The 25063-nt window shown below is 58.2% G+C and carries 17 protein-coding genes; 4 read left to right on the forward strand and 13 right to left on the reverse strand.

The window, feature by feature from the left end; translation table 11 throughout:
- The first annotated feature begins 291 nt into the window (after positions 1 to 291).
- On the forward strand, positions 292 to 4935 hold the full coding sequence (locus IVA80_RS30610) for a DUF4082 domain-containing protein (protein ID WP_247438463.1): 4644 nt from the start codon (positions 292 to 294) through the stop codon (positions 4933 to 4935).
- Between the two features lie 273 nt (positions 4936 to 5208).
- Positions 5209 to 5949 (forward strand): hypothetical protein, encoded by a 741-nt coding sequence (locus IVA80_RS30615; protein ID WP_247438465.1) that lies wholly within the window; start codon positions 5209 to 5211, stop codon positions 5947 to 5949.
- Between the two features lie 191 nt (positions 5950 to 6140).
- Here IVA80_RS30615 and IVA80_RS30620 read toward each other — a convergent pair whose 3' ends face one another.
- Positions 6141 to 6839, reverse strand: coding sequence for a methyltransferase domain-containing protein (locus IVA80_RS30620; protein WP_247438467.1), 699 nt, complete (start codon positions 6837 to 6839; stop codon positions 6141 to 6143).
- 226 nt (positions 6840 to 7065) lie between these two features.
- Entirely contained in the window at positions 7066 to 7674 is a 609-nt protein-coding gene (locus IVA80_RS30625; protein WP_247438469.1) for a transglutaminase-like cysteine peptidase, read from the reverse strand.
- A 383-nt stretch (positions 7675 to 8057) separates the two neighbouring features.
- On the opposite strand from IVA80_RS30625, the gene IVA80_RS30630 reads away from it, so the two are divergent.
- Entirely contained in the window at positions 8058 to 8450 is a 393-nt protein-coding gene (locus IVA80_RS30630; protein WP_247438471.1) for a hypothetical protein, read from the forward strand.
- 329 nt (positions 8451 to 8779) lie between these two features.
- On the opposite strand, the gene IVA80_RS30635 is transcribed toward IVA80_RS30630, so the two are convergent.
- From IVA80_RS30635 to IVA80_RS30685, 11 genes are all read right to left on the reverse strand, one after another.
- Positions 8780 to 9376 carry a 2OG-Fe(II) oxygenase gene (locus tag IVA80_RS30635; protein ID WP_247438473.1) on the reverse strand — a complete coding sequence of 199 codons (597 nt, stop codon included), beginning with the start codon at positions 9374 to 9376 and terminating at the stop codon, positions 8780 to 8782.
- A 99-nt stretch (positions 9377 to 9475) separates the two neighbouring features.
- Complete coding sequence (locus IVA80_RS30640; protein ID WP_247438475.1) at positions 9476 to 10789, reverse strand: HlyD family type I secretion periplasmic adaptor subunit; 1314 nt, start codon at positions 10787 to 10789, stop codon at positions 9476 to 9478.
- Positions 10786 to 12489: a type I secretion system permease/ATPase gene (locus IVA80_RS30645; RefSeq protein WP_247438476.1), complete on the reverse strand. Its 1704-nt coding sequence runs from the start codon at positions 12487 to 12489 to the stop codon at positions 10786 to 10788. The genes IVA80_RS30640 and IVA80_RS30645 overlap by 4 nt, the downstream gene beginning before the upstream one ends.
- A gap of 320 nt (positions 12490 to 12809) precedes the next feature.
- Complete coding sequence (locus IVA80_RS30650; RefSeq protein WP_247438478.1) at positions 12810 to 15221, reverse strand: Ig-like domain-containing protein; 2412 nt, start codon at positions 15219 to 15221, stop codon at positions 12810 to 12812.
- A gap of 477 nt (positions 15222 to 15698) precedes the next feature.
- Positions 15699 to 15866, reverse strand: a complete 168-nt coding sequence (locus IVA80_RS30655) for a hypothetical protein (RefSeq protein WP_247438480.1) — start codon at positions 15864 to 15866, stop codon at positions 15699 to 15701.
- Entirely contained in the window at positions 15863 to 16900 is a 1038-nt protein-coding gene (locus tag IVA80_RS30660; RefSeq protein WP_247438482.1) for a glycosyltransferase family 2 protein, read from the reverse strand. The genes IVA80_RS30655 and IVA80_RS30660 overlap by 4 nt, the downstream gene beginning before the upstream one ends.
- A 108-nt stretch (positions 16901 to 17008) precedes the next feature.
- Positions 17009 to 17734: a polysaccharide deacetylase family protein gene (locus IVA80_RS30665; RefSeq protein WP_247438484.1), complete on the reverse strand. Its 726-nt coding sequence runs from the start codon at positions 17732 to 17734 to the stop codon at positions 17009 to 17011.
- Positions 17731 to 18912, reverse strand: a complete 1182-nt coding sequence (locus tag IVA80_RS30670; protein ID WP_247438486.1) for a glycosyltransferase family 4 protein — start codon at positions 18910 to 18912, stop codon at positions 17731 to 17733. Before IVA80_RS30670 ends, IVA80_RS30665 begins: the two co-directional genes overlap by 4 nt.
- Positions 18913 to 19533: 621 nt before the next feature.
- Positions 19534 to 20391, reverse strand: a complete 858-nt coding sequence (locus IVA80_RS30675; RefSeq protein ID WP_247438488.1) for a glycosyltransferase — start codon at positions 20389 to 20391, stop codon at positions 19534 to 19536.
- A gap of 282 nt (positions 20392 to 20673) precedes the next feature.
- On the reverse strand, positions 20674 to 22047 hold the full coding sequence (locus tag IVA80_RS38725) for an O-antigen ligase family protein (RefSeq protein ID WP_247438490.1): 1374 nt from the start codon (positions 22045 to 22047) through the stop codon (positions 20674 to 20676).
- A 98-nt stretch (positions 22048 to 22145) separates the two neighbouring features.
- Positions 22146 to 23153, reverse strand: coding sequence for a glycosyltransferase family A protein (locus IVA80_RS30685; RefSeq protein ID WP_247438492.1), 1008 nt, complete (start codon positions 23151 to 23153; stop codon positions 22146 to 22148).
- Positions 23154 to 23696: 543 nt separating this feature from the next.
- Between IVA80_RS30685 and IVA80_RS30690 the strand changes: the two genes are divergently transcribed.
- On the forward strand, positions 23697 to 24452 hold the full coding sequence (locus IVA80_RS30690) for a class I SAM-dependent methyltransferase (protein WP_247438494.1): 756 nt from the start codon (positions 23697 to 23699) through the stop codon (positions 24450 to 24452).
- Positions 24453 to 25063 lie beyond the last annotated feature (611 nt).

The raw sequence follows: 25063 nt of genomic DNA on the forward strand, positions 1-25063 counted from the left end.
CGCGCGGAACCCTCTGCGTCGAGATCTCCGCCTCCACTGAAGCGGACCCGCCCTGGGCCGGCTGCAGCAACGGGAGCAGCCGCCAGCAGCTGTTCATGATCCGGAGGCTGACTGGGACCACACCTTTCAAGAGAAATTGACATCCGTGCAAACGCCGCTTGCTTCACAAGCATGTTAAAAAATGCCATTAATAAATATAAATGTTTTTTAATTGATTTAAATTCACTTTCCGTCATTTTATTGGTTAAATTGCTTTACCGGGTACAAGAATCGACGGCGCGGGAGAGCAACATGGCAAGCTTGTTCACCACCCAGGCCCCCGTCCTGACCAACAACACCGACGGGACAGGGGCGGATTATGAGCTGGGGATGCGCTTCACCAGCGACACGTCCGGCGTGATCCAGGCGATCCGGTACTACAAGGCCTCGAACGAGACCGGCACCCATATCGGCCACATCTGGTCGGCCACCGGCCAGGAGCTGGCGACGGTCACGTTCACCAACGAAGGCGCATCAGGCTGGCAGCAGCAGGCGCTCGCCACGCCGCTCACCATCGCGGCCGGCACGACCTACGTGGTCTCGGTCAATATCAACAGCTACTATGTCTCCACCACCCAAGGCTTCGCGTCCGGCATCAGCAATGGTGGCCTGAACGCTGCGGCCGGTGCCGGCGTCTACGACTTGACAAAAGGCATTTTTCCGACCGCCATCTATCAGAATACAAACTACTTCCGCGACGTCGTGTTCGCCGCGGGTTCGTCAAATCCCACCAATCACCCCGGCGCCGTGAGCGTCAGCGGGACGCCGACGCAGAACCAGATTTTGACCGCGACAGTGAGCGATACGGACGGAGTGCCCGGTACCATCTCGTATCAGTGGCAACAGAGCACGAACGGCAGCACGTGGACCAACATCAGTGGCGCGACGGCGCGCACGCTGACCCTGGGGCAGGCCCAGGTCGGCAGCTTCATACGCGCCACCGCCAGCTACACGGACCTCCAGGGCAGCAGCGAGACCCCGGTGAGCTCCGCGACCGCTACGAAAGTGGCCAACGTCAACGACCTCGGCGTCGTCACGATCAACGGCACGGCGAGCCAGAACCAGACGCTGACGGCCAGCGTCACGGATCCTGACGGCGTCCCGGCGAGCATCACCTATCGCTGGCAGAGCAGCCCCGACGGCACGACGTGGACCAATCTCGCCGCCACGACGGCGAGCCTCACTCTCGACAGCAGCCTGGTCGGCAAGCGCGTCCGGGTGAACACCACCTACACCGACCTGCTCGGCACCAGCGAGAACGTGACGAGCGCGGCCACCGCGACGGTTGCAGCTGCGAGTTCGGGTACCACGCTGCTCACCACCCAAACGCCGTCCATCACCAATGCCACCGACGGGACAGGGGCGGATTATGAGCTGGGGATGCGCTTCACCAGCGACGCTTCCGGCGTGATCCAGGCGATCCGGTACTACAAGGCCTCGAACGAGACCGGCACCCATATCGGCCACATCTGGTCGGCCACCGGCCAGGAGCTGGCGACGGTCACGTTCACCAACGAAGGCGCATCGGGCTGGCAGCAGCAGGCGCTCGCCACGCCGCTCACCATCGCGGCCGGCACGACCTACGTGGTCTCGGTCAATATCAACAGCTACTATGTCTCCACCACCCAAGGCTTCGCGTCCGGCATCAGCAATGGTGGCCTGAACGCTGCGGCCGGTGCCGGCGTCTACGACTTGACAAAAGGCATTTTTCCGACCGCCATCTATCAGAATACAAACTACTTCCGCGACGTCGTGTTCGCCGCGGGTTCGTCAAATCCCACCAATCACCCCGGCGCCGTGAGCGTCAGCGGGACGCCGACGCAGAACCAGATTTTGACCGCGACAGTGAGCGATACGGACGGAGTGCCCGGTACCATCTCGTATCAGTGGCAACAGAGCACGAACGGCAGCACGTGGACCAACATCAGTGGCGCGACGGCGCGCACGCTGACCCTGGGGCAGGCCCAGGTCGGCAGCTTCATACGCGCCACCGCCAGCTACACGGACCTCCAGGGCAGCAGCGAGACCCCGGTGAGCTCCGCGACCGCTACGAAAGTGGCCAACGTCAACGACCTCGGCGTCGTCACGATCAACGGCACGGCGAGCCAGAACCAGACGCTGACGGCCAGCGTCACGGATCCTGACGGCGTCCCGGCGAGCATCACCTATCACTGGCAGAGCAGCCCCGACGGCACGACGTGGACCAATCTGGCCGCCACAACGGCGAGCCTCACCCTCGACAGCAGCCTGGTCGGCAAGCGGATCCGGGTGAACACCACCTACACCGACCTGCTTGGCACCAGCGAGAACGTGACGAGCGCGGCCACCGCGACAGTTGCAGCTGCGAGTTCAGGTACCACGCTGTTCACCACCCAAACGCCGTCCATCACCAATGCCACCGACGGGACAGGGGCGGATTATGAGCTGGGGATGCGCTTTACCAGCGACACCTCCGGCGTGATCCAGGCGATCCGGTACTACAAGGCCTCGAACGAGACCGGCACCCATATCGGCCACATCTGGTCGGCCACGGGCCAGGAGTTGGCGACGGTCACGTTCACCAATGAAGGCGCATCGGGCTGGCAGCAGCAAGCGCTCGCCACTCCGCTCACCATCGCGGCCGGCACGACCTACGTGGTCTCGGTCAATATCAACAGCTACTACGTCTCCACCCCGCAGGGCTTCGCGTCGGGCATCAGCAATGGTGGCCTGAACGCTGCGGCCGGTGCCGGCGTCTACGACTTGACAAAAGGCATTTTTCCGACCGCCATCTATCAGAATACAAACTATTTCCGCGACGTCGTGTTCGCCCAATCCAACGTCATCGCACTGCTTAGCAGTTCCACAATCTATGTCAGTGAAGCGGCGGGCACAGCCACGATCACCGTCGCACGCTCTGGCGACCTTCAGTCTCAAACGACCGTGGAGTACACGACGAATGAAATCGGCACCGGTGGCACGGCTACGGCGGGACTGGACTACACCCAGCCCACGTTTAATGGTCGGGCGAACACCGGGCAGATCGTCTTCGGACCCGGAGAGAGCACCAAGAGCTTCACCATCCCGATTGTGAACGATCAGCTCACCGAGGGCACTGAGACATTCGCTGTCGGGCTTCAGAATCCCAGTTCCGGCTCCCTTGGAGCCCCGCGCACTGTGCTCGTCTCCATCGTCGACGACGACTCACCCATCTCCATCGCAATGGCGGACGCCGCCGTGACCGTTGCCGAGGGCACACCGACAGCGACGATCACGCTGCTGCGCAGCGGCAATGCCAGTCAAGCTGCCACGATCGGTTTCACAACAAGTAACGGCAGCGCGGTCTCGGGATTGGACTACACAACCACGTCCGGCACGGTGACCTTCGCCGCTGGCCAGGTGACCCAGACCATCACGGTCCCGATCATCAACGATACGACACCGGAGAGCGACGAGACCTTCACCGTCACCTTGAGCAACCCGACGGGCGCCACTCTCGGCGCACAGGCGACGACGACAGTGAAGATCCTCGACAATGACAACCCCGACCTCGGCAATCTGGTGGGCCAGACGGCCGTGACCGGGCTGAACGAACCAACAGCGATCGATTGGACTCCCGATGGCCGCTACATGCTGGTCGCGCAGAAAGACGGCGTGGTGCGCGTGGTGGACAACGGCACCCTGCGATCTACGCCGCTCATCGATCTTTCGAGCGAGGTAAGTGACGTCGGCGATCGCGGACTTCTCGGCATCGCGGTGAACCCGAATTTCTTCGTAGGCAGCCCCTATGTCTACCTGCTCTACACCTACGATCCGCCCGAGACGGCGGGCCAGACGGGACTCGCAGGACCCGATCAGGCCGGGAATCGACCTTCTCGTCTGGTGAGGGTGACTGTCAACCCAAACACCATGGTCGCCGATCCGGCGAGCGAGTTCGTACTCGTCGGCAAGAACAGCATTTGGGCGTATACGAGTCAGCCGGACATGGACAGCAACGGCGATCCCAGCATTCCCCCATCAGGTATCGTCAACGGCACCACCATAACGGCCCCCGCCAGCCAGATAGAGACCGGAACGCAGGACAACGATCCGAACCACGCGGGGATTCAGAACCAAAACATTCGCGATTATCTGGCGACGGACGGCGACTCGCATTCCATCGGTGCCGTTCATTTTGGCCCCGACGGCTATCTCTATCTCACCGTCGGCGATGGCACGTCATACAATTTCGCGGACTCTCGTGCAGTGCGAGTCCAAGACATCCACAATCTCTCCGGCAAGCTGTTGCGGATCGACCCGAGCACAGGTGAAGGAGCGCCCGGAAATCCATTCTATCAGGCCAGCGATCCCAACAGTAACCAGTCGAAGGTCTTCTACTACGGCGTTCGCAACTCTTATCGCTTCAGCTTCGATCCGGTCACCAATCTGCCCGTGCTCGGAGATGTGGGTTGGGACAGCTGGGAAGAGCTCGATACCGGCCCGGCCGGATCGAACTTCGGATGGCCCTATCTCGAGGGTCCGAACAAAACCGCCAGCTACCAGGACCTCGCCCAGGCGATCACCTTCTACAACAATGGCAACCGCAACAATACGACCGACCCGCCTGCCGTAGCTCCCATCCTGGCTGAGAGCCACGGTGCTCCGGACAATTTCCACGTGATAACCGCGGGAGATTTCTACAACCAGAACACCATTTTCTTCGACGATGTCTACAACGGAACGATCTTCGCTGCGACCTTGAACGCAAGCCGGCAGGTTGCCAGCGTCCAGTTGGTGGACAACAACGCGCAAGGCATCGTCGACCTGCAAAAGGGCCCCGATGGGTGGCTCTACGGAGCCGATATATTCGATGGCACGATCCGACGTTGGGTGGACCCCTCAGCCGCGCCCGCTCTGGGGCTCGCTGTCGGCTCCTGACGGACGCCGGCCATAGTAAGCGTCGAACTGCGACCGTTCGGGGACAGCTATTGCTCGTGCAGTGTGGAATGGCACGAACTTCGATGTTCGGGAAGTGACCCTGATGCGGCCAATGGTGCTTTTCTTAACCTCGACTGTGAGCCCTGCCAGTTCTATCGAATCCCAGTTGCGCGAAAAGTTACAGAAGATCGAGGCCGTTCAGGGGGACTGATGCGAGTTGCAAAAATATTGACGTCTATCGCGTCGATCTCCTTGAGTTTGGGGATCGGAGCAATGCCGCCGACCGCCGCGGCTCAAGAGCAGAAATCCAATCCTGCCCCAGCTAGCTCGTCGCCTGCTCCTGCAGCAGTCCCCGCTCCTATTCCTGAACCCGCTCCGTCATCGATGCCTTCGAGTGGACCACCACTTTCCTTTGACGATGCGCGATTTACCAGTGCTGCCTCCTACAGCCGTCTGGATAATGGCGTGCCGGATGGTGGATCAATCGCAGATCGAAGCTATATCTATTATGAAGTCGGCGATAACACGGTTGGCTGCTGGGGCAGCTGCACATTAACAAGACTCCGAATCCAATCTCGCGAATGTATCCGAGCGATCAAAGGCAATATCGTAATTTCGGACTCTTATCTTGAGGCGACCGGACAAGACGATGACCACGCCGATGTGATCCAGGCCTATGGCCCCGGCAATCACGGAACGATTACTCTGCGCAACACTTCCATTGTCGCGCACAACACATCCGCGACCGCCGGCATATTTGTCGCCGACAACTGGAAGCCCGATCTGGTTGATCTGGAGAACGTCATGTTCCACGGCGGGCCTTTTGGTCTGCGTCTTCACGCCGATGGTTACATGAACGCACACTTGCGAATGAAGAACGTGTGCTTTGTCGGACCGTTCCGCTTCCGCAAGTTTTTCATCACCGACTTTATTATCGATGAGTGGACCAACGTGAATGATTGCGTCATTCAAAATGGTCAGCTTGTTGTCGTAAGACCGATCCGACGCCCCTGACGGCACTTTGAGCGAACGCAAGATTTCCCGAGAAGCCGCTCAGCCGACGCTGGGCAGCATGCGCGCTCGAACAAATGGCGTCGAGACTTGGGCGAGGCCCAATGGTAACCGCAAGCCAGGACGTCCATCCTGGCCCGCGGTCATCAAATAGCTCCAAATAGTTCAGGGTACTACTTCGATCGGGTCTGAACTTACTTGCCTGACGTGATCTCAGAGTTCTTCCGAACTGCCATAAGTGACTTGGTCAATCCAAGATATTTTTCCGGGATGACGGCGGCATCGGGAAAAAGCGCGGAAAACATCCGCCGGTCGAGTAAGGACGAAGACTGAACGGTCCTCATCGCCTCATCGACGGTTGCCGCTTTGGACCAATAAGGGCCCAACTTGCGGGTCATGACCAGCCGGAACTTAAGGGACTCGGGAAGCCAATGCAGGAGTGGCGTTCTCGCGTGAGGTTCGATCGGAAACCAGAAATAGGGTGTTTGCACAAAGTAGTTTGGAGCGATTCTGCGGATCTCCTTCGCCATGGACATCATGTCCGACCATTGGCCTACATGTTCGATCACGGAATTCGAGTGGATCACGTCGAAGCTGTTATTGGCGAATTCAGGCATGTGACAGGCGTTCCCGTGCAGGAATGTAAATCCCGGTTGGGCTGCAGGTTGCGCGTCGTCCAAGTTGACCAGGGTTATTTCGACAGGCCTGCCTATCAGTTTTCTCTTGTCCTTCCAGTAGGCTTCAACTCCGCCGACGTCGAGAATCCGCAGAGCACGCCCCATCGTCGGAATCGAATTGATGAGGTCGAGAAATATGGAAAATCGGGCCAGCCTGAAACTGCTCGACGCTGCCCTCTCGTAACCACCAACTTCGATCGCCGGGGAAGTCGCCATTTCAATCTTTCTCAATGGGAAGCTTGAATCCTATTATATAGGGTATATTTAAATTCGCTTCAAATAAAATCGCGACGATATTATTCCTCTGGGCTAGGCCAGATGGAACGAGCACTCGCACGGACCGAATCCGAATCCCAGTGCGCTGCAGTGAGCAACCCGGAAAGGCGGGGGCGATTTCCAGGGAACAGCGCGCAAAGGCCTCCGCCAAATCAGCCAATCATACTCATGGCCGACTGATCGTCGCCCACAGCCGATGATTTTCGGGTATCTGTACGCGAACCCAGCGATAGGGCGTCTGCGACCACGGCTTGATCTGCGGCGTGAGATTGTCGAGAACGAAATCGCCGCTGCGGGTGCGTACGAGAAGCACCAAATGGTGTTCTCCAGAACCGAGGACGACTTCGCTCAATAACAGCACTCGCGCTGGCCAGCCAAGCTGAAGCAACTCGTGGCGCTTGCTCACCGCGTAGTCATTGCAATCGCCGTGATTGGGATTGATGACCCACTCCTCACCGGCAAGGCCGAGCTCGTTGCGAGCCGGCACAATGGCGAGATTGACTGCGCGATTGACCTCTTGCAAAGCCGCCCACCGATCCTCGGTCAGCCGGATCAGCCCACCGCGAAATGATCGCCGCTGCAGACATTCCGCCTCATAGCGCAGGCAGAACGCGGTGTACGCAAAGGGTGGCAGCGTCGGGCTTCCCAGCTCGATGTGCTGATTGATTGCCCTCAGCGTCGCCGGCAGGGCCGTGCGCCCTGCGCGCGCCCATTCAGTTCCGCCGATCATGACAGCGAGCGCCGCCGCGACGACCGAGCCGTACGTACGATTCATCCGCCGATCCCTCGTAAACGCCAGATTGAGGCTCGGATCCACCGGCAATGCGGAAACGGAAAGCACTGCGGCAATGATGTTATTTAACTATATTTAAAATTGATTATTAATTCAATAAAGATAAATATTAATTTTCAGTGGCGTTTTAAATATTATTGCGACTTGGCATTGGCCGCGCGCATGAGCGAAATCGACCACTTTGGCAATGGATCGCTGCATTGCGGCCACATCGCTTCTGCGACGCCGTCAGGCTTGGCAGAAGCCTTGGACCCCCGGAATTAAGGCAACAATTTAACGCCCTCGCGAATTTAATTATTGATTAATCGCCGCCGCTAGGCGAAGCGTATCCCGAACGACTCTCCTGCCTCAGGATCGGGTTGAAGATGCCGGAAGAACTGCTCGTCATTCTGGGGGCCGAAGCCATCCTGCTTGCCTTCGTCACAGCGATGACTCTGCACCGCAAGCAAATGGATGTGCTGAGCGGGCTGCAGCGCCGCGCGTATCGCAGGTTCGTCCACCGGCAAGACAGGCCTTTGCTGCGCTCGGTCCGTGCGCGCGCCTGGGCTTTGCTGTCACTGGCGAAGACTTGGATCGGTATTGGAAGGCTCACCCCAGCCAATCTCCGGCGGCTGCTCGGAAGCGCCCAATCGAGCCTGATGCAGGCGCGAAAGCTGTCCACCCTTGTGTCTTATCTCTGGCGGCCTCAGACCACTCGAGCCACGCCTTCCGGCTCCAGACGTATTGCAGAGGCTGGGCGTCAGCTCGGTGCTCGTTGAATGCGGCGCCCGAGTGGCTTGATGCACTCGGGGCCCCATCATTCCTCGTTTGGCAACGGCTCAGCGTTCCTTGAATGCCCCTCCCACCTGAGCCTGCGGCGGCTTGAGAGGGCAGGACAGCGCAGTGCGACGTAACAAGTTGACTGGCCGACCCGAGTTTCTCCAGCTCCTCCGGCTTCAGGATGATGCGATCGCTGTGCTGGCTGCTGCCGGCACGCTGTTCGCGCCGAACAAACTTGACCTCAGGGCCTTCGGATGCAACCCGACGAGTAGTTCTTGTCGCTAGTCGCCCAACTCACGGCGCGTCCGCGAGCTCTGCGTCCCCTTGTTCAGTTGACTCTCTTTTTCGTCTTGAACATCAACGTTATCCGCAGCAATGGACAACTTCTTGAGATTCCTCTTGCGGCGTGCGGAACATTCCCCTGGAAAAGCACTAGACGATTTGGACGTGGCAGTACGGCTGCAACGATATCTGGTGGAGGCTGTTGGGTCAGGAAGACGGTCTCACCCGCCCAATTAGGGTCCCAAGTTGGATTGGAATAAAAGACTGCCGTGTAGTCATTGGGATCGGCCGAATCCAAATGAGCTGAGCCGTCGCATCCGTACGGATAACCGTTTGCATAGCACCTCATCAGGGTGTGATCTTTGAAGATCGACTGCTCCAAGAGGCTCCACATTTTCCAGATGACCGGAGCTTCGTTCAACAAGACACCTGAACAATCCGACGTGTCAGCTTCGTCGTATCCACCGGCAAAATGCTTGTACCAATAGCGATAACTGCCGGGTGCCTTGAATGATACCGCTCCAAATTTCCACGATGTATTTTGCAGATAGTCTTGAACGTTCGCCAATAATTGTTGTTCTAAGACATCGTCATAAAGACGAATGACCGGGTTTTCTGAGAGTATGATGGGCCGCGATGTCATTTGTCCAATAGCTCCTTGATCGCAAGGTCGGTACTCGTTGATACGCAGCCCCGAGTGCTGGTGCACTCGGGGCTGTGTTATTTCGTGTCCAGCAAAGGTTCAGCGTTCCTTGAATGCGCGCTCCGCCTGATCGTGCAGCGGCTTGAGCAGGTAGGACAGCGCGGTTCGACCCGCCGTCTTGATAAAGACCTCCACCGGCATGCCGGGCAGCAGCTTGGCCGACCCGAGTTTCGCCAGCTCTTCAGGCTTCAGCAGGACGCGGCCCGTGTAGTAACTCGTGCCCGCACGCTGATCCTGTGTAATGTCTGCCGAGACCATGCTGACCTCTCCGTCGATTTCGGGCGTGGTCTTCTGGTTGAAGGCTGCGAAGCGCATCGTCGCGGTCTGTCCCATATAGACCTGGTCGATATCGCGCGGCGCGATCTTGACCTCAACCGCAAGCGAGTCCGCATCGGGCACGATCAGCATGATCTGCTCGCCGGGAGAGATTACACCTCCAACCGTGTGGACGCTCAGCTCGTGGACGCGGCCGGTTTGCGGTGCCCTGATATCGATCCGATTCAGTTGGTCGACCGCCGCAGTCTTGCGCTCGCTCAGCTCGGAGAGTTTCGATCGCGTTTCGATCAGATCCTTACCGACTTCCGTCCGCAGGTCCTGGTCGATCTGAATGATCTGGAGTCCGATTTCGGCGATCTTGCCCTTTGACTGAGCAATCATTCCTGCCAGCTGACTGCGCTCGCCTTCGAGGCGGGCGGAATCGCGCTCGAGGGAATTAAGCCGCGTGATCGGCACCAGATTTTTTTGCCAGAGACTGCGCACGCCTTCCAGCTCCTGGCGGATAAATTCGACTTCCTTCTGCTTGGCCTCGGTCTGTCCCGTAAGACCCTTGATCTCGTTTTCCAGCTGCGCGCTTTTCTCCTGCAACTGCGCTTTTTGGCCGCTCCTCGCCTGACGACGCAGGTCGAACAGCTTCCGCTCCGCAGTGATTGCACGGCTCGCCTCGGAGTTGCTCTCCCTGGCCCGATCGAGCAGCACCTTGGGAAAAGTAGCCTGCTCGGCGCCATCGCGCTCGGCCTCGAGACGAGCCTGCCGCGCGAACAGCTCATCGAGGCTGTTTGTCACGATGGTCGCATTCGCGAGCGTCTGAGTCTCGTCGAGGCGGATCAAAATGTCCCCAGCATTGACCCGGGCGCCCTCCCGCACGCGCAACTCTCCCACGATCCCGCCAGTGGAATGCTGAACCTTCTTGACGCTCGAATCCACCACGACCACGCCTTGGGCGATCACCGCGCCCGACAATTGGGTCGTTGTCGCCCAACCGCCGATCCCAAAGGTTACCAAACCGAACATGATCATACCGACGATCATGTAACGCTGGATGGATTGCATCGCCGGTGCCACCTGGCCGTTCATCGGCTGCCTCCTTGAGCTTCCGCCACGACCTTGAGCGGTACTGGATTCCGCAACACTTTCTTGAGAACCTCCTCTCTCTTGCCGAAGGACTGAACCCTGCCATCCCCGAGGCACAAGACATGGTCCACACCTTCCAGCGCCTTCGGACGATGCGCGACAACAGCGACGATCCCGCCCCGGCGGCGCACGTTCAGGATCGCCTCGGTCAAGGCGTCCTCGCCCTCGGCATCGAGATTGGATGAGGGCTCATCAAGTACGACCAGGAAGGGCTTGCCGTAAAAGGCACGCGCGAGCCCGATACGCTGGCGCTGCCCCGCCGACAGTGCCAACCCTCCCTCGCCGATCTTCGTTCCGTAGCCGTCCGGAAGGGAGAGGATGAGGTCGTGCGCGCCCGCGGCATGCGAGGCTTCCAGAACAGCGGCGGCCGTTGCCTGCGGGTCGAACCGTGCAATGTTCATTGCAATGCTGCCGTCGAACAATTCAACGTCCTGAGGCAGATAACCGATGTGCTTGCCGAGAGCGTCCGAAGACCAGTGATCGAGCGCGGCGTTGTCGAGCCGGATCCTGCCTCGAACGCATGGCCACACTCCCACCAGCGCACGTGCCAACGTCGATTTGCCGGATCCGCTCGGACCGATGATTCCAACCGCCTGCCCGCTCCGCAACTGGAATGACACTTCACTGAGGGTGGGCCTCTCGGAGTTTGGGGCGCCGATATAAAGATGTTCGGCGGTCAGGGTTTCGACAGGCGGAGGCAAGGCCAAGCGCTCCTCCTCGTCGGGCAGAAGCTTCAGCAAGCGATCGAGCCGTTGCCCCGATTGCCGCGCGCCGACGAATCCTCTCCAGTTCGCAATGGCCATTTCGACGGGCGCCAGTGCCCGCGCGGTGAGAATCGATCCCGCAATGATGATGCCGGCGGTCGATTCCTGGTTGATGACGAGGACGGCGCCAACGGCGAGAACCAGCGATTGCAAGATCGCCCGAAAAATTTTCGAGGCGCCGCCGAGTCCGTTTGCGACATCGCTGGCGCGCTCATGGGCGGCGAGGTACTTTGCGTTGACATCCCGCCAACGTAAACCCGCCTGTTGCCGCATGCCCATCGCCTGCAGAACTTCGGCATTTCGCCGCCCCTCGAGGGCAAGAGCAGTTCGCGAAACGGCCAGACGCGAGGATGCCTTTGCCGGCCCTCGGGTGCGCGTTTCCGTGAGCATCGTAATGCCGACCAGCACCAGCGCGCCGGCCAGCGCGGTGATGCCAATCCAGAAGTGAAAGAGGAAGCAGACCCCGAGATAGATCGGCATCCAGGGCAGATCAAAGAGCGCCGTCGGCCCTCCGCTCGACAGGAAGCTGCGGACCTGATCAAGGTCCCGCACCGGCTGCAGGCCATCGCCATCGGCCCTGGTCTTGAGAGGCAGGCGAACAAGCGCGTCGAATATGCGAATGCTGAGCCTTTCATCGAAATACCGGCCGATCCGGGCGCTGATCCTGTTCCTGACGAGGTCCAGCCCACCCTGAAACAGATAAAGTACCGTCGCCAGAACCATCAACGCGATCAGCGTCGGTATACTGCGCCCGGGCAGCACCCGATCATACACTTGCAGCATGAAAAACGAGCCGGTGAGCATAAGGAGATTGCTCATTCCGCTGAAGGCCGCGAGAGCCCAGAAAATCCGGCGGCAAGACCGCAGGAAAGCCGACATCTCTGACTGCGACTCGTCATAGTCCTCCGCTGGTCGGGGGCGACCAGCGAATATCCGTTGCCGCAGGGCTTCCACCGGACGCTTTGCCCAGCCGATCAGTCGCGGTGTCCGCAATTCGGCGTCTTCCGCCCACTGCCGTCCGGCCGCCCATAGTGCTGACAAACGCATAAGTGGGATTCGATAAAAATTCGCGGGCGGGGGGATCACCCCCCGCCGTCCAAAGTCAGTCATGGCACCCGCCCTTGAAAGATGCCTCGGAAATCCCCCAAGAGATCCCCGAGGCAGTTGTTGAGTACTAGTCTGTGTGGTTGGCCCGTCCCCTACGCGAAGTGGAAGTCGTGGCTGTTCAACGCATCCAGCTTGGTATTCTTCAGCGTGAGCGTGTCGCTCCCCGTCGCGACAACGACGTCTTGGCCTGACTGGGCCGCGTGGGAGAGAACGCTCGCGAAACTGTCGAACACGCCCTTGCTGAACTCGATCGTGTCGTGAGCAGGTCCGCTGGCCGTGAAGCCCTTAATGACGTCCTGGCCGAAGTTCGCGCCAAACACGAAAGTGTCGGCCTGGCTGCTGCCAACGAAGGTGTCGTTGCCAGAAGTGCCCTTCAGTGTCGTGTTGCCCGTCGACGCGACGAACGTACTGCCCGACGTAGCCGCGACCTGACTGGTGCTCGCCGATACCGTGGACGACGCAGCTGTAGTGGAAGCACCGATCTGCCCGTCACCGTTGAGATCCTGATGGAAGCTCGCCTCGAGCGATTTGAGACCAGAGTCCGTCCCCGACACGAAGCCACCCGACGAGGAGCCGGTCAGGGTGCTGACATGGGAAACGTAGTTGCCGTTGTTGTCGGTGTTCCAGGCCGTATAGACTCCGGAGCCCTCCTTCCAGGCAACCTGATAGCCCGTCGCCGTCTTCTCCGCACTGATCGGTGCCCAAGTGCCATCCGACCCATCCACAAAATCCACACCGTGGCTCTTCAGCGAGGGGCCTGATCCGCTGCTGCCGTTGAGGTAATATTTGCCGCTGCCCTCAACGAGAGTTGTCGCGCCATCCGACTCGACAACCTTACTGGGAGTCGGCGAGGTCGGCGTGGTTGCAGTGGAGGTACCGATTTGCCCATCGCCGTTGAGATCCTGATGGAAGCTCGTCTCAAGCGACTTAAGGCCGGCGTCCGAACCCGACACGTAGCCACCCGACGCGGAGCCGGTCAGGGTGCCGACATGGGAAACGTAGTTGCCATTGTTGTCGGTGTTCCAGGCAGTGTAGTAACCGCCGCCTTCTTTCCAGACAACCTGATAGCCCGTCGCCGTCTTCTCCGCAGCAATCGGTGCCCAGGTGCCATCTGACCCGTCCACAAAATCCACACCGTGGTTCTTCAGCGAGGGGCCCGAGCCGGTGCTGCTATTCAGGTAATATTTGCCACCGCTCTCAACGAGAGTTGTCGCACCAGCCGACTCGATTTGGTGACCAGAAGTTGGCGACGTCGGTGTGGCCGGCGCCGAGGTGCCGGTGCCGATGCTGGCCGTGACCGCGGTCGATGCCGCACCGGTGTTGCCTGCCGCGTCCACTGCCTTCGCCATTAGGCTGTGCGAACCAGCCGCGAGAGCAGCGGTGGTATAGGTCCACACGCCACTGCTGTTGGCAGTCGCGCTACCGATCTGGGTCGTGCCGTCGAACACCTTCACCACGCTGCTCGCTTCGGCGTTGCCGGACATCACCATCTGATTGCCACTGTTCACCGTATGGCTGCCGATGGTCGGCGCAGTCGGCGCCTTGGTGTCGACGGTGACGGCCAGCGCAGACGACGTCGCACTCATTTGACCCGACGCGTTGGTCGACGTCGCAGTGAGCGTGTGCTTGGCGTCAGTCAGGACCTTCGTGATGTAGTCCCAGCTACCGGTCGAACTCGCAGTCGTCGTGCCGAGCTGGGTCGAACCGTCGAAGATCTTGACGGTGCTACCAGCAGCAGCGGTGCCCTTGAGTTCAAGCGTATTGTCGTTGGTGATCTTGTCACCGGCGACGCCGCTGTCGTCTGAGAACGAAGCGATAGTGGGCGCATCCGGTGCGCTCGGTGTCGTCGGCGCAGTCGGTGTCGTCGGCGCGCTCGACCCTTCAACCGGCCAAGGCGGCGGGATGAGATCACCCGGAACGAGTTGACCATTCACGATTGTTGCGGAACGTACATTTTCCCACTGAGTAATGTGTATGGGCGCATTGACCTCCTGAAAGAGATAGGTCGTTCCCACAAAATACACGTCCTTTAGGGAGACGTTGATATCGCTGGTGTCCGCCGCGATACGCAAACCAAACTGGCCACCTTCGAACACCACATTTTCGTAGGTAAATGTCCCGCTGTATTCGTCTGCAACGAACATCCCAGCGGTGTCATTGCCATTGGCGTGGCCGACGATTGTCGTGTTCTTGACCGTCACATTCCCGGTGCCGCCGGGAGCATAGGCCTGAATGCCATCGGCGTGATCGCCGGCTTCTCCCGTCGTTTCGATATAAGAATTGCTAATGGTTATATCGCCGCTTCCCGCGATGCGTACGCCTTCTCTCGCGTCGATACGGACGTGATCGAGGTTGAACGAGCCAAAGCCCCCGACGACCGCGTCACCGCTGAAATCGGTAATGCTTGCGTTCGAAAGTGTCCCGCCAGCGGGAAGCGCGCCCCCAGTCGAGTTCGTAACGTTGCTGAACATCGGATCATCCCAGCTCAGAGGAATGGTCGCCATCTAGTTTTCTCCTAGTAGATTAGATTTGATTTACCCCTAGGCACGCGCCCATTTCGATTTCCCCGAGCGACGGTACCCAAGCGCGACCCTGCTGGCGCAGCGCCGTTGGGTTCCTCTTCTCGACGGGGGGAGGCTTTTTTGCGACGACACGACGGCCCGCCCAAGGTCATTTCTTAGCCACCTCGACCAAAGTCGCACCGCGTGAATTTAAATACGACGATAATTCCTTAGTTCGATCAAGCACTCGTGCACCGTTGAAAGAGGCTCACAGAGAACGAACGAAGACATACAAACGTATGCTTTGATTCGAAGGTTGCCGTCATCACCAGTTGGCGGCTCGCCAGGAGCGGCCCCTACAACAGAAAACCAATTAACTATTCAATGTCGGTATTATATCCCGCCAGATGCTTTCGCTGAGGGACTTGAGCCGCTGGAAGAAGGTGAGGACTCGTCCCCCAGGACTATGTGTCGCAACGATCACTTCACCTGCGGACAATCAAGCGCATAACCGTCGTTGATCTTCAGTTCGATTGCTGCTGGACGATAACAGATCGACAATGGCCATGCCGGCGGAGCCTCCGCAATTTCAGCGAATTCAAATCCGTGGCCGGTGCCGAGATGCTGATCGGGATTGTCGCAGATCAATCGAGCCGTTGCGGTGCGGGCGCGGCATCCGGCCGCCCAGTCTTGCCTTTGGCGCCATCGAGCAAACCTACGAAAGCGACTCTTCCGGCCGACAAGGAGCCTTTGAGCACGTAGCGCACCACGAACAACAGTCCGACTCCGAAATGGCAGATCCAGCGCGATCCCGCAAAGCGCCGCGCATAGACAATGCCATTGCGGGCAGACAGATAGATCGAGAGATGCGAGCGGTTCTCGGGGGCAACGGCCGAGCCGATGGTCGTTCCTCCAATGTGGCGAATGATGGCTTTGCTCGCGAAGCCGATGCGGTGCTTTCCCCGCCGCCGTCCCCAATCCAGATCTTCCATATAGAGGAAATAATCCTCAGCCATGAGACCGACGTCCTCGACGAACGCTCGCGTTGCCAGAACACACGCCCCGCTTACCGCATCGATCCGGTCGAGGTCCTCGACAGAGGGTGCACTGCCAATTGGCGCATTCCTTCCTATGGCAACAACACGGCCTGTCGTTCGAGACCAACACAGTCCGTAGTTGATGATCTTGTCGGGGGCATCGTGGAAGACCAGGCTTCCGCCCACCATGCCGAACCCCTGGGCAGACTTGGCAATCAATTCAGACAGGCCGCGGCTGTCCACTTCGGTATCCGGATTCAGGACAAGCACCGAACCCCAACCGGGGACGCCAAGCAACGGCTCGAGCCACGCGTTGACCCCGCCTCCGTAACCGAGGTTATCGATTGCGAGTCCGACTCGGACAGTATTCGTGCGATCCTGAAATCGGCATTTGACCACTTCGGCCAGTCGCTTCTGTGGCTTGTCAAGAGTATCCGACGCATCCGAAATTCGTTGCAACGTTCGGTCCGGTCCCACGAGCGCAGCCAGCAGCTTCCGGTAGGCTGCTTCCCCACCATTTTCGCAAATGAAGATCTCGAACTGATCCCAATCCGAACGAGCGAGCGACTTCAAGCAGCGATCGACGTCATCGGCATTGCGGTAGGAGACGATGATGACGGCGAGGTTGACGCTAGCGGTCGACATAGCCCAGACACCTTCTCGTTTGCCCTCCACGATGAAGAGCGACCACCGCCGACCTAAACGCTTGCGCAGCTCCGAATGCGACGTCCGACAGACCCCGACCCAGAGAAGCTATCGATATCGCCAGCGCATCAGTGGACGATAGAGCCCAAGTTTTGTACTGATCCGCCAGCCAAAGCCGCGCATCGCATTCGGATCAAGCAAGTGCTGGCGCATGTATTCCGCATCCATGTTGTTCGTCAGGCAAAGGCGGGAATAGAGGAAGGGCTCGAACCCGCGATGATGCCCAAGCTGAATTGTAAAGAGGTGTGTGTACCGAGCTCTTAGCGCCGCCTCCCAGACCCGTCGGGAGAAGCGTCCGTATGGAAAAGCGAAAAGAGTAACCTCTTGCCCGAGGCGATCCTCAAGCATCGACTTCGACACCCTAAGCTCGCGGTCGAGGTTTGCATCCGAAACAGTCGTCAAATCGACGTGGGCCATGCCATGTGAGCCGATCGCAACGCCCCTCCTGCCGAGCTCCTCAATCATTCTCCAGCTCATACGTCCGGGCGAGCTTACCAAGTCTACCGGGATAAAAGACATGAACCCTGGAATCCGACCGGTCGTCATGTAACGAGCATAGACTTGCGTGTAGTCAGAAAGAAATCCATCGTCGAAGGTTAAGAGGACACCACCGGTGCAGCTGGCCTTCGGATCGGGGCAATGCCTCAGAAAACTCTGAGGCGAGACCAGCCCATCCGAGCAAAGCGAGAGATGCGCCTCGAACGTGTCGTGCGTAAGGGACCACGCATTCGAAGGCGAGGCCTCCACCAACTCGTGGTAGTTCAGGACAATCATAGAGTTTGTATCAGATTTGAGACCCGCTGGGCCCAAGCCTGCCAGTTCAATCGGGCCTCAAAGGCATCACGACTCGATTGTCTCAGGCGAGCCAGCCGATCCTGATCCGCAAAGGTCTCGAAGATGACCCGCGCATAGTCCGCCTTCTTCGCATCCGGCGGCAACAAGATGCCCGTCTCTCCGTTGCGGATAGCACAGGAGACACCACCGGTGGCAGGCGCGATGCTCGGTAGGCCGTGGGCTGCCGCTTCGCAAAACACGATGCCGTAGCAATCTGCCCGGGTCGGCAGCAGAAAGAAATCCGCATCGCGATAGAGTTGATCGAGCCGGTCGCGCTGTTCACGATCATTCTTGTTGAGGTAAGGGATGATCGTCAGGCCATCCTGCCTGATAGGCTTGGGCGGAGTGCATCCGCAGATCACGAGCTCCATCTCCAGGCCCCTGTCCTTTAGTTCGGCGAGAGTCCCGATCGCGATGTCCGCGCCCTTCTCCTCCCAATTGGCACCGATGAAGAGGAGCCGGCACGGACCCGGCTTGCGGCGCCCCAGCACAGACTCACGCTTGGGTGCTTCCTTGAGGTTGGCGCCCCAGGGAATGACATGCACCCGCGTGGGGTCGGCACCGTAATCTCTAACAGCAGATTCGGCGGCCCATTCCGACGGGTAGAGGACCAGATCAGCGCGTGCGATCGTATCGCGTTCCAGGCGTTCTGCCACCTCCCGGGCGTTGCGCGACAAGTTCCGATAGTTCGGATGGTAATTGTCGACCAGCCGAAAGGTCGCGTCGGACGCATAGACGAGGGGAATGCCCTTGGGCACTCCCCAGGCGAAGGTGGAGCCGGCGGGCGCGAAGACGAAATCGGGCGCGACAGCGTGGATTTTGCGCGCAGCGTCCGCGGCATATTGTGCAACGACTGGCCCCGCATGGAATGGGGAGAGGCCCCGCCCGCGAAAGGCACGGCGAACTTTGGAATACGTCTTGTAAAGAGGCAGGATCGGTGCGCTGAGAGGACCGATTTGGACCACGTCATGACCTTCGGCTGCGAGAGATTCCGCCATATGAAAGGGAGTGCCGGACCAGAACCTGACTTCGCTTGCGTCGCCGATCGTCGCGAAGCCGATCCGCCGCGCCGTTTGCCTGCCGGAGAGGTGACACTGGCTCATCTTGTTGCCTTGCACGGCGCAAACGATCGTACAAAAAGGAGCATGGCACCTTTCGGAAAGAGGCGTTCCGCAATTTTCCGCGCCGATTCAATGATGGGACTCTCGGCAGATCTCCCCCTCCTCGCGCCGCTGACGAAGCTGGGAGACATGGATAATTCGACGAACTCTGCTGAGAGATCCCGAAACAATTCGGCGCGATGACGAAGCATTCCCAAAATCCGACCTTACCCTAGCCCCGAAGAGGCTCATCAGGCGCGGACATCGCAGGCAACAGCGCCTCAAAACGAGTCTCAAAATCCTCGGAATAGCAGAAACCTACGATCACACCTGCAATTCGACAATAAGGCTCCCCTGCTCCACTCCGATCTACCTCCTCCGAGCCCAACATTGTATCGCAGTCCTGCCATGTTGCCGGCCCTTTATATTATCCTAACATTATATTTATAATGCAATCTATCTAATTCGGATTATGGCTGACGCGACGATCCGCTACACAAAACACGGCTGTAAAAGGCGCTTCGTATGCAAACGCGCCCCATCGCCGCGGATGCAAGATCTGCGTTCGTTGTCCTGCCACTGAACATTCCTCCAGTACCGGTTACGGGGCTCAAAGTGCCCATAAGGCTTGGTGGAGGCCTAAGGAGCCAAGCGCTGTGGTACGCCAGGGGCTTTAAAGTAGCGGTATACATTACGCACCTGGGAGTAGATGTGATGCGCTGGAGTGGAAAGCCATCCGTCCATCGTGACGATGGGGTCTGAGAGCAACCCGTAATACCTGCCGAAAAGATTGGAGTGATCGCTATATATGTTGAACTGCAGTGACAGCTCCGTCTCGTTTGCGACCAGGCGGTAACTGTTGCTACTCATCAGCGGCTCGATAGCCAGCGTATACGCTATGGGGCCCGTTGTTCTCCAGACGCCCTTGTTTCCGACGCCATGCACCCACGATCGGTAATTCTGAATATTCGCCAGAACGCACTCAATCACCGCCTTCAGAAATGGATGACCGGCCGCGGCTATGATATGCCACTGTTGCAATTCGCGTTTCCTGTCGGCGCCAAACTCTTTGTGCACGCCCCAGCCCGCGTGCGGCTCTCCGGGGCTATTCCGCCAAAGCGACAGAATGAACCTGTCGTCTAATCGAATGACACCGTCGAGCGGCTGGACAGTTGTGCTTTTGATATCGAGATAGACGCCGCCGCACTTGTACATCAGGAGATAGCGGAAGAGATCAGCCCGCGCCGCTCCGTACTGCGGATTGATCTTGTGAAACAGGTTTGCGATTTCCGGGCCATAATGCTCGACGATGAAGCTATTGATCGCTTGATCGTCGTACAGTCGGTGTTCCCAGCCGGGATTCATCGCTTTGATGGCTCGTATATTGTTTGCCAAGCCGATCGGTAACGGACTCTTTGAGAAATATATTTGGTGAATAACTCGCGGAATCTGAAGCCCCGCATCAAAGGTCGGAGTTCGAATATCCTGGATGGCCATGACCGATATCCCTGGCTCGAACTAGCAGATAGCCCACGAAACACTGCGCAAGAAGGGCCCAAAGAAACTCAGCCTCGCTACAATCCCGGCGTCCCATTCGTCGCTGAGTACTTATTCGCGGCATTTGCTAGTGCCAGGCCTGCGCAACGAGAGACGAAATCCCGATCGGCATGCTCGCCAACGGCTGGGTACCATTTGCGATCACTCCAGAACTGACACTCCGCTACGTGGCCCGCGAGCCACGGCCTCGCAGCAAAACGCGCTTCCGCCAATCGAATCACTTCAAGTCTCCGCCGCCCTTGCGGCTCTATCGCGCAGTACCGCGGTTTCCGCGAGGTTCGCTCGCATTCCGGCAAAGACAGCAATAAGAATGAAACAGATGCCCCAAAAGTGGACTATGAACCCCACAAAAACAATAGTTGCTATGACAATTCCCAGCGCCACTGACAGCCGTCCCTCTTCAGGAGTAAGATGAGGCGATCTGTCGATCGCACCAAGCCAGCATGAGCTCACAAGCGTCAAAAGGATCAGTGCGCATCCAGGAATTCCATAATTCATTGCAGCGCCAAGCCAAAAGGCATCCACGCTCGCGCTCACAAGCGCCCCATGAGACTGCCAATTCCAGTCGCCGTTCAAGCCAATTCCGAAGATCGGCGAACCGAGTACGACAGGCCCCCCCGCCTCCCAGATCGCTTGACGGTACCAGGCCGCCTCGGCACTCACTCCGCCAAGGCGTACAAGCGTCACGACAGGCTTGCCAGAGAAAGTGAAAACAGTAACGAGAAGAACTGTCACGGCCAGTCCGACCAGCTTCCATCGAGCGGTAAAGCGAGGCGTCGCAGCGTAAAAAATCGCCAGAGCAAATCCGATCACATAGGCCAGTAGTGGACTCCGCGCCTGCGAAACCAACACACCGACGAGCGCGATGCCTGCAACAGCCCAGCCGAATACCCGGCTCCTGAACGTAGTAAAAGCCAACGTCCCGAACCAAACGCAAACGGCGCCGAATAAAATCGAATGCTCCAAGGGACCCATAGCGCGAATCCCCCCGTTCCTGAATAAGGTCTCGGACTTCAACGCTAATGCGTCCTCATAACTAGGTTTCACATAACCAGTAACGCCTTTAATGAAGTCATAGGTGAACAGCCTATCAGTCAGAGGGTCGAGAAGCGCGACACCGATAACCAGAATAATCAGCTTACAGGAGAAGCGTGCGAGTCCCACGGGACTATCGCCCGGAGCGGGAAGATACCGGAAACACAAATATGCACCGGTGAATGAAATTGCCTCTATCCCGGATCCTTTGAGACCCGTGAGACCATCCGTAACGGTGGCAGCCAACATCATCCAAATGCCCGCAAGCGGAGCCACAAGATCAGATGGGACGCGGACTACAGCTCGCCTGTCGCGCTGGGAGAGCCGCGATAACGCCACAATCGACATAACAAAAATCAGAAGTCGAGCGACGGTGAGGCGAAAGTCCCCGATGAAGAACGATAGACCCTCGGGCAGAAAGATCGTGACCAATAATAGCTTGAGACATAGCTCGGAACCTGAGGGCGAACCGGCCGCAGCGCGCCTAACTAGACTCTGCTGCCGATCCGGCAGATAGGCGATTTGAAAACCCGGGTTCAATTCTAAGCTTTTGCGGCTCACTTCGAATACCTCGAACTCCCAAGACATTCCGCCAACAAGAAGCAGCGCTCAAGATCGAGGCGCCGCATCAAGTCGACCATTCCGTCCTGACAAGCGCTTCATTTCGTCGTCTCCAAGGGAATCGCCAGGAAGTCGCGACGCAACCGACTTGTCAGGCTGGGTGGCATCAGCGCGTAGGCAAGTGCCTTGTAATAGTATGGATCCGTGGGATGCAGACGAGCACATTGCCAAGCCGTCCTTAGCGCTGATAACCGACGGTTTGAACGACATGAATCCAATACGCTGTTGATAAAATGCGCAGCGATATTGTTGTCCATCAAGCTGTTGCGGGATCTAGGACCCTTATCATCGCATTGTTGATCGAACCGCAGACCTCGCCGCTCGCACGCTCTCCTAAAGGCCTCAAACTCGAACTGCTTGCGCCACGTCGGCGCACGCCGGGTAAGTGAATTGGGAAGAATGCGGTACGCATAAAGGCACTCGCCCAATACAATCATCGGGTGCTGTTCGCCAATTCTCAATATGTAATCGTAGGTCTCGGCAACCTGCAATGACGGCTCGAACCGCATATGGCCGACCAACGACATTCGAAACATTCCTGTGGGATCAAGAGCCGGCATTCGAAAAGCTCTATTCTCAGATCGGCAATGGTCCTCGCTTTTCGGTGAAAACACGGGGGCCATAGATGTCCCGTCAATAATAAGCTCGTTACCGCAGAATACGGCAGCCAAATGCGGCTTGTTCAGCAGCGCACGAAGTTGCCTTTCGATTCTGGTTGGGTGGCTGATGTCATCCGCGTCTTGAATTGCGTAGTACTCGCCGCGGATCTGATCGAGCGCTCGATTGATGGCCATAGGCTTGCCTGAATTCGCCTGATGGATCACGCGAATACGCTCGTCGATCAGTAAATCCTGAACTGTGTCGAAACAGCCGTCCGTGCTGCCATCGTCGATAATGAGGATATCCAGCTTCTTATACGTCTGATCGATTACGCTCAGCAGCGAAGGCCGCAAATATTCCCCTGCATTGTAAACGCACATCACAACAGTGACGAGGGGTTGTCCAGCCATCCCTTCAGCTTTGGGCGAAAGTGCTTGGGACGGCATGAAGAGCTCCTGGTCACTAGAGGGCAGTGTTTTGTCTTGGACGGGCTGGCATGTCTAGGATGGGTCCTGCTGTCGAGCGCGAGACGGTGATTGACCTTGCGGCAGGTCGCAAAGCGAGTTTCAAAGGCGACGGACTCCGGCCCTAGGACAACTTGCACGCTCTCGGCGACGCGCGCACCCACATCATCAATCCCTGACATGGCCCCTCGTCAGCTTGTCCGGATAGCCGGTATGTTCCCACCTCACTGGTTCCGACCGCGGCTCTGTCCACTATCCCGAAATCGAACTATTTAAATCACATTAATCGGCCGAAGAAAATAGGTTTGTCCAGCGCCAGTTGATTAAATCAAGAATGATTAACGGCCTCAACGTGGGTCCGCGCACAGCCAGTTTCCGCGGAATCGGCTGCCAATCCGCATGAAAAAAGGCGCATCGCGCAGAAATACGATATTAAAACGTCCCGGGCTTATTATTACGATTAATATGTGATACAGTTTTCCGCGTAAAAAAACCGTGCACGCGGTTAAATATGGAGATGGCGTGATGGCCACAGTTTCTTCCCGAACTTTAGAGATCGCGCGGGATTGGAAGAGCACAAATTATTACGACAAAGCGGAATCGGATGCCTGGACCGATCCCTTTTGGAAACCGGGAACGCAATTCCGACGCCTGTTCGAGAAACTGGATACGACGTCAACCGTGGAACTCGCGTGCGGGCACGGTCGCCATTCCGCTCGCTTGTTGAGCACAAAGTGCGATCAGACGGCGCTTCAATCGCTAGTTCTACTCGATGTCGTCGAGGAGAATGTGCTGCATTGTAGGCGACGATTTTCGGACGTTTCAGGAGTCAGCGTGCATACCAATAGCGGCTACGACTTCCGTCCCGTCGAGGATGGGTCGGTCTCCGCTATATTCTGTTTCGATGCGATGGTGCATTTCGAGTACGACGCTGTTTTCTCCTACCTGCAGGATGCTTCTCGCATTCTCAGACACGGCGGCCGCGCACTGTTTCATCACTCCAACTTAGACAAATATCCCGGTTCGGATTACAGAAATAATCCTCATTGGCGCAATTTTATGAACAAGAATCTGTTCGCGCACGCGGCCACCAGATCTGGATTGCGTGTGCTCGAGCAAGTTACGATAGATTGGGACGAATCACAAAACTTGGACTGCCTGACTCTTGTTGAAAAGGGGGCAGATGGCTCGCTGAACATGGAGACGCCAAGAGCGCGCAACGCAAGCAGCCTGCTTACCCGTCTCGCGGGCAGAGCCAGGCGCATGGGCTTCCAAAAATAGAAAGTGACGAGCCGATCCACTGATATGAGTAGGCGGCTCGCCGCTGTCATTGTTCGCCGGGTCTTGGAGCGAGAGCAGTGGCGTGACTTACCGGCTTGAATGACGAACGCGGCCTTCTCCACCTTCAACGCAATCGCCCGGAGGAAGACATCTTCCGGGACGCTTTCGCACCTCCTTGGTCTGTCTGATCAAGTTCGACCGCGCTGGTTGCGAACTCCAACATTCAGCGGGGCGGCGGCTTGCCGCCCCCCGCGACGCTCCATCCTGCGAGCACAGGAAGCTTCAATTTGTGCGAAGACCGGCAGTTGGGCGCATGTGCGCTACTTGCGCTGCGGGTGCCACATCCTGGTTCGAGAGACGGGTCGTTTTCCCTCCTGCCCCTGCTGAAAGCTGGATGGTTGCAGCGTCGGCCGGACGCCCCGTACGCGTTCAAGGGCGGGCATCGACTTCGAGACGCCAAAGAGTTGAATCCCGCCCGAAAGGCGGTTCTCACTTTGGCCTTACTCCCTGATCTAGACGATCGTTTCCTTGATTCGAATCATATTCAGGCGGCCTCGGCAAGTTTGTAGGACCAGGTATGGATGACCGGATGGCGGTTGACGTCGTCGATG

This window comes from Bradyrhizobium sp. 139 (assembly GCF_023074175.1).
GTDB lineage: Bacteria > Pseudomonadota > Alphaproteobacteria > Rhizobiales > Xanthobacteraceae > Bradyrhizobium.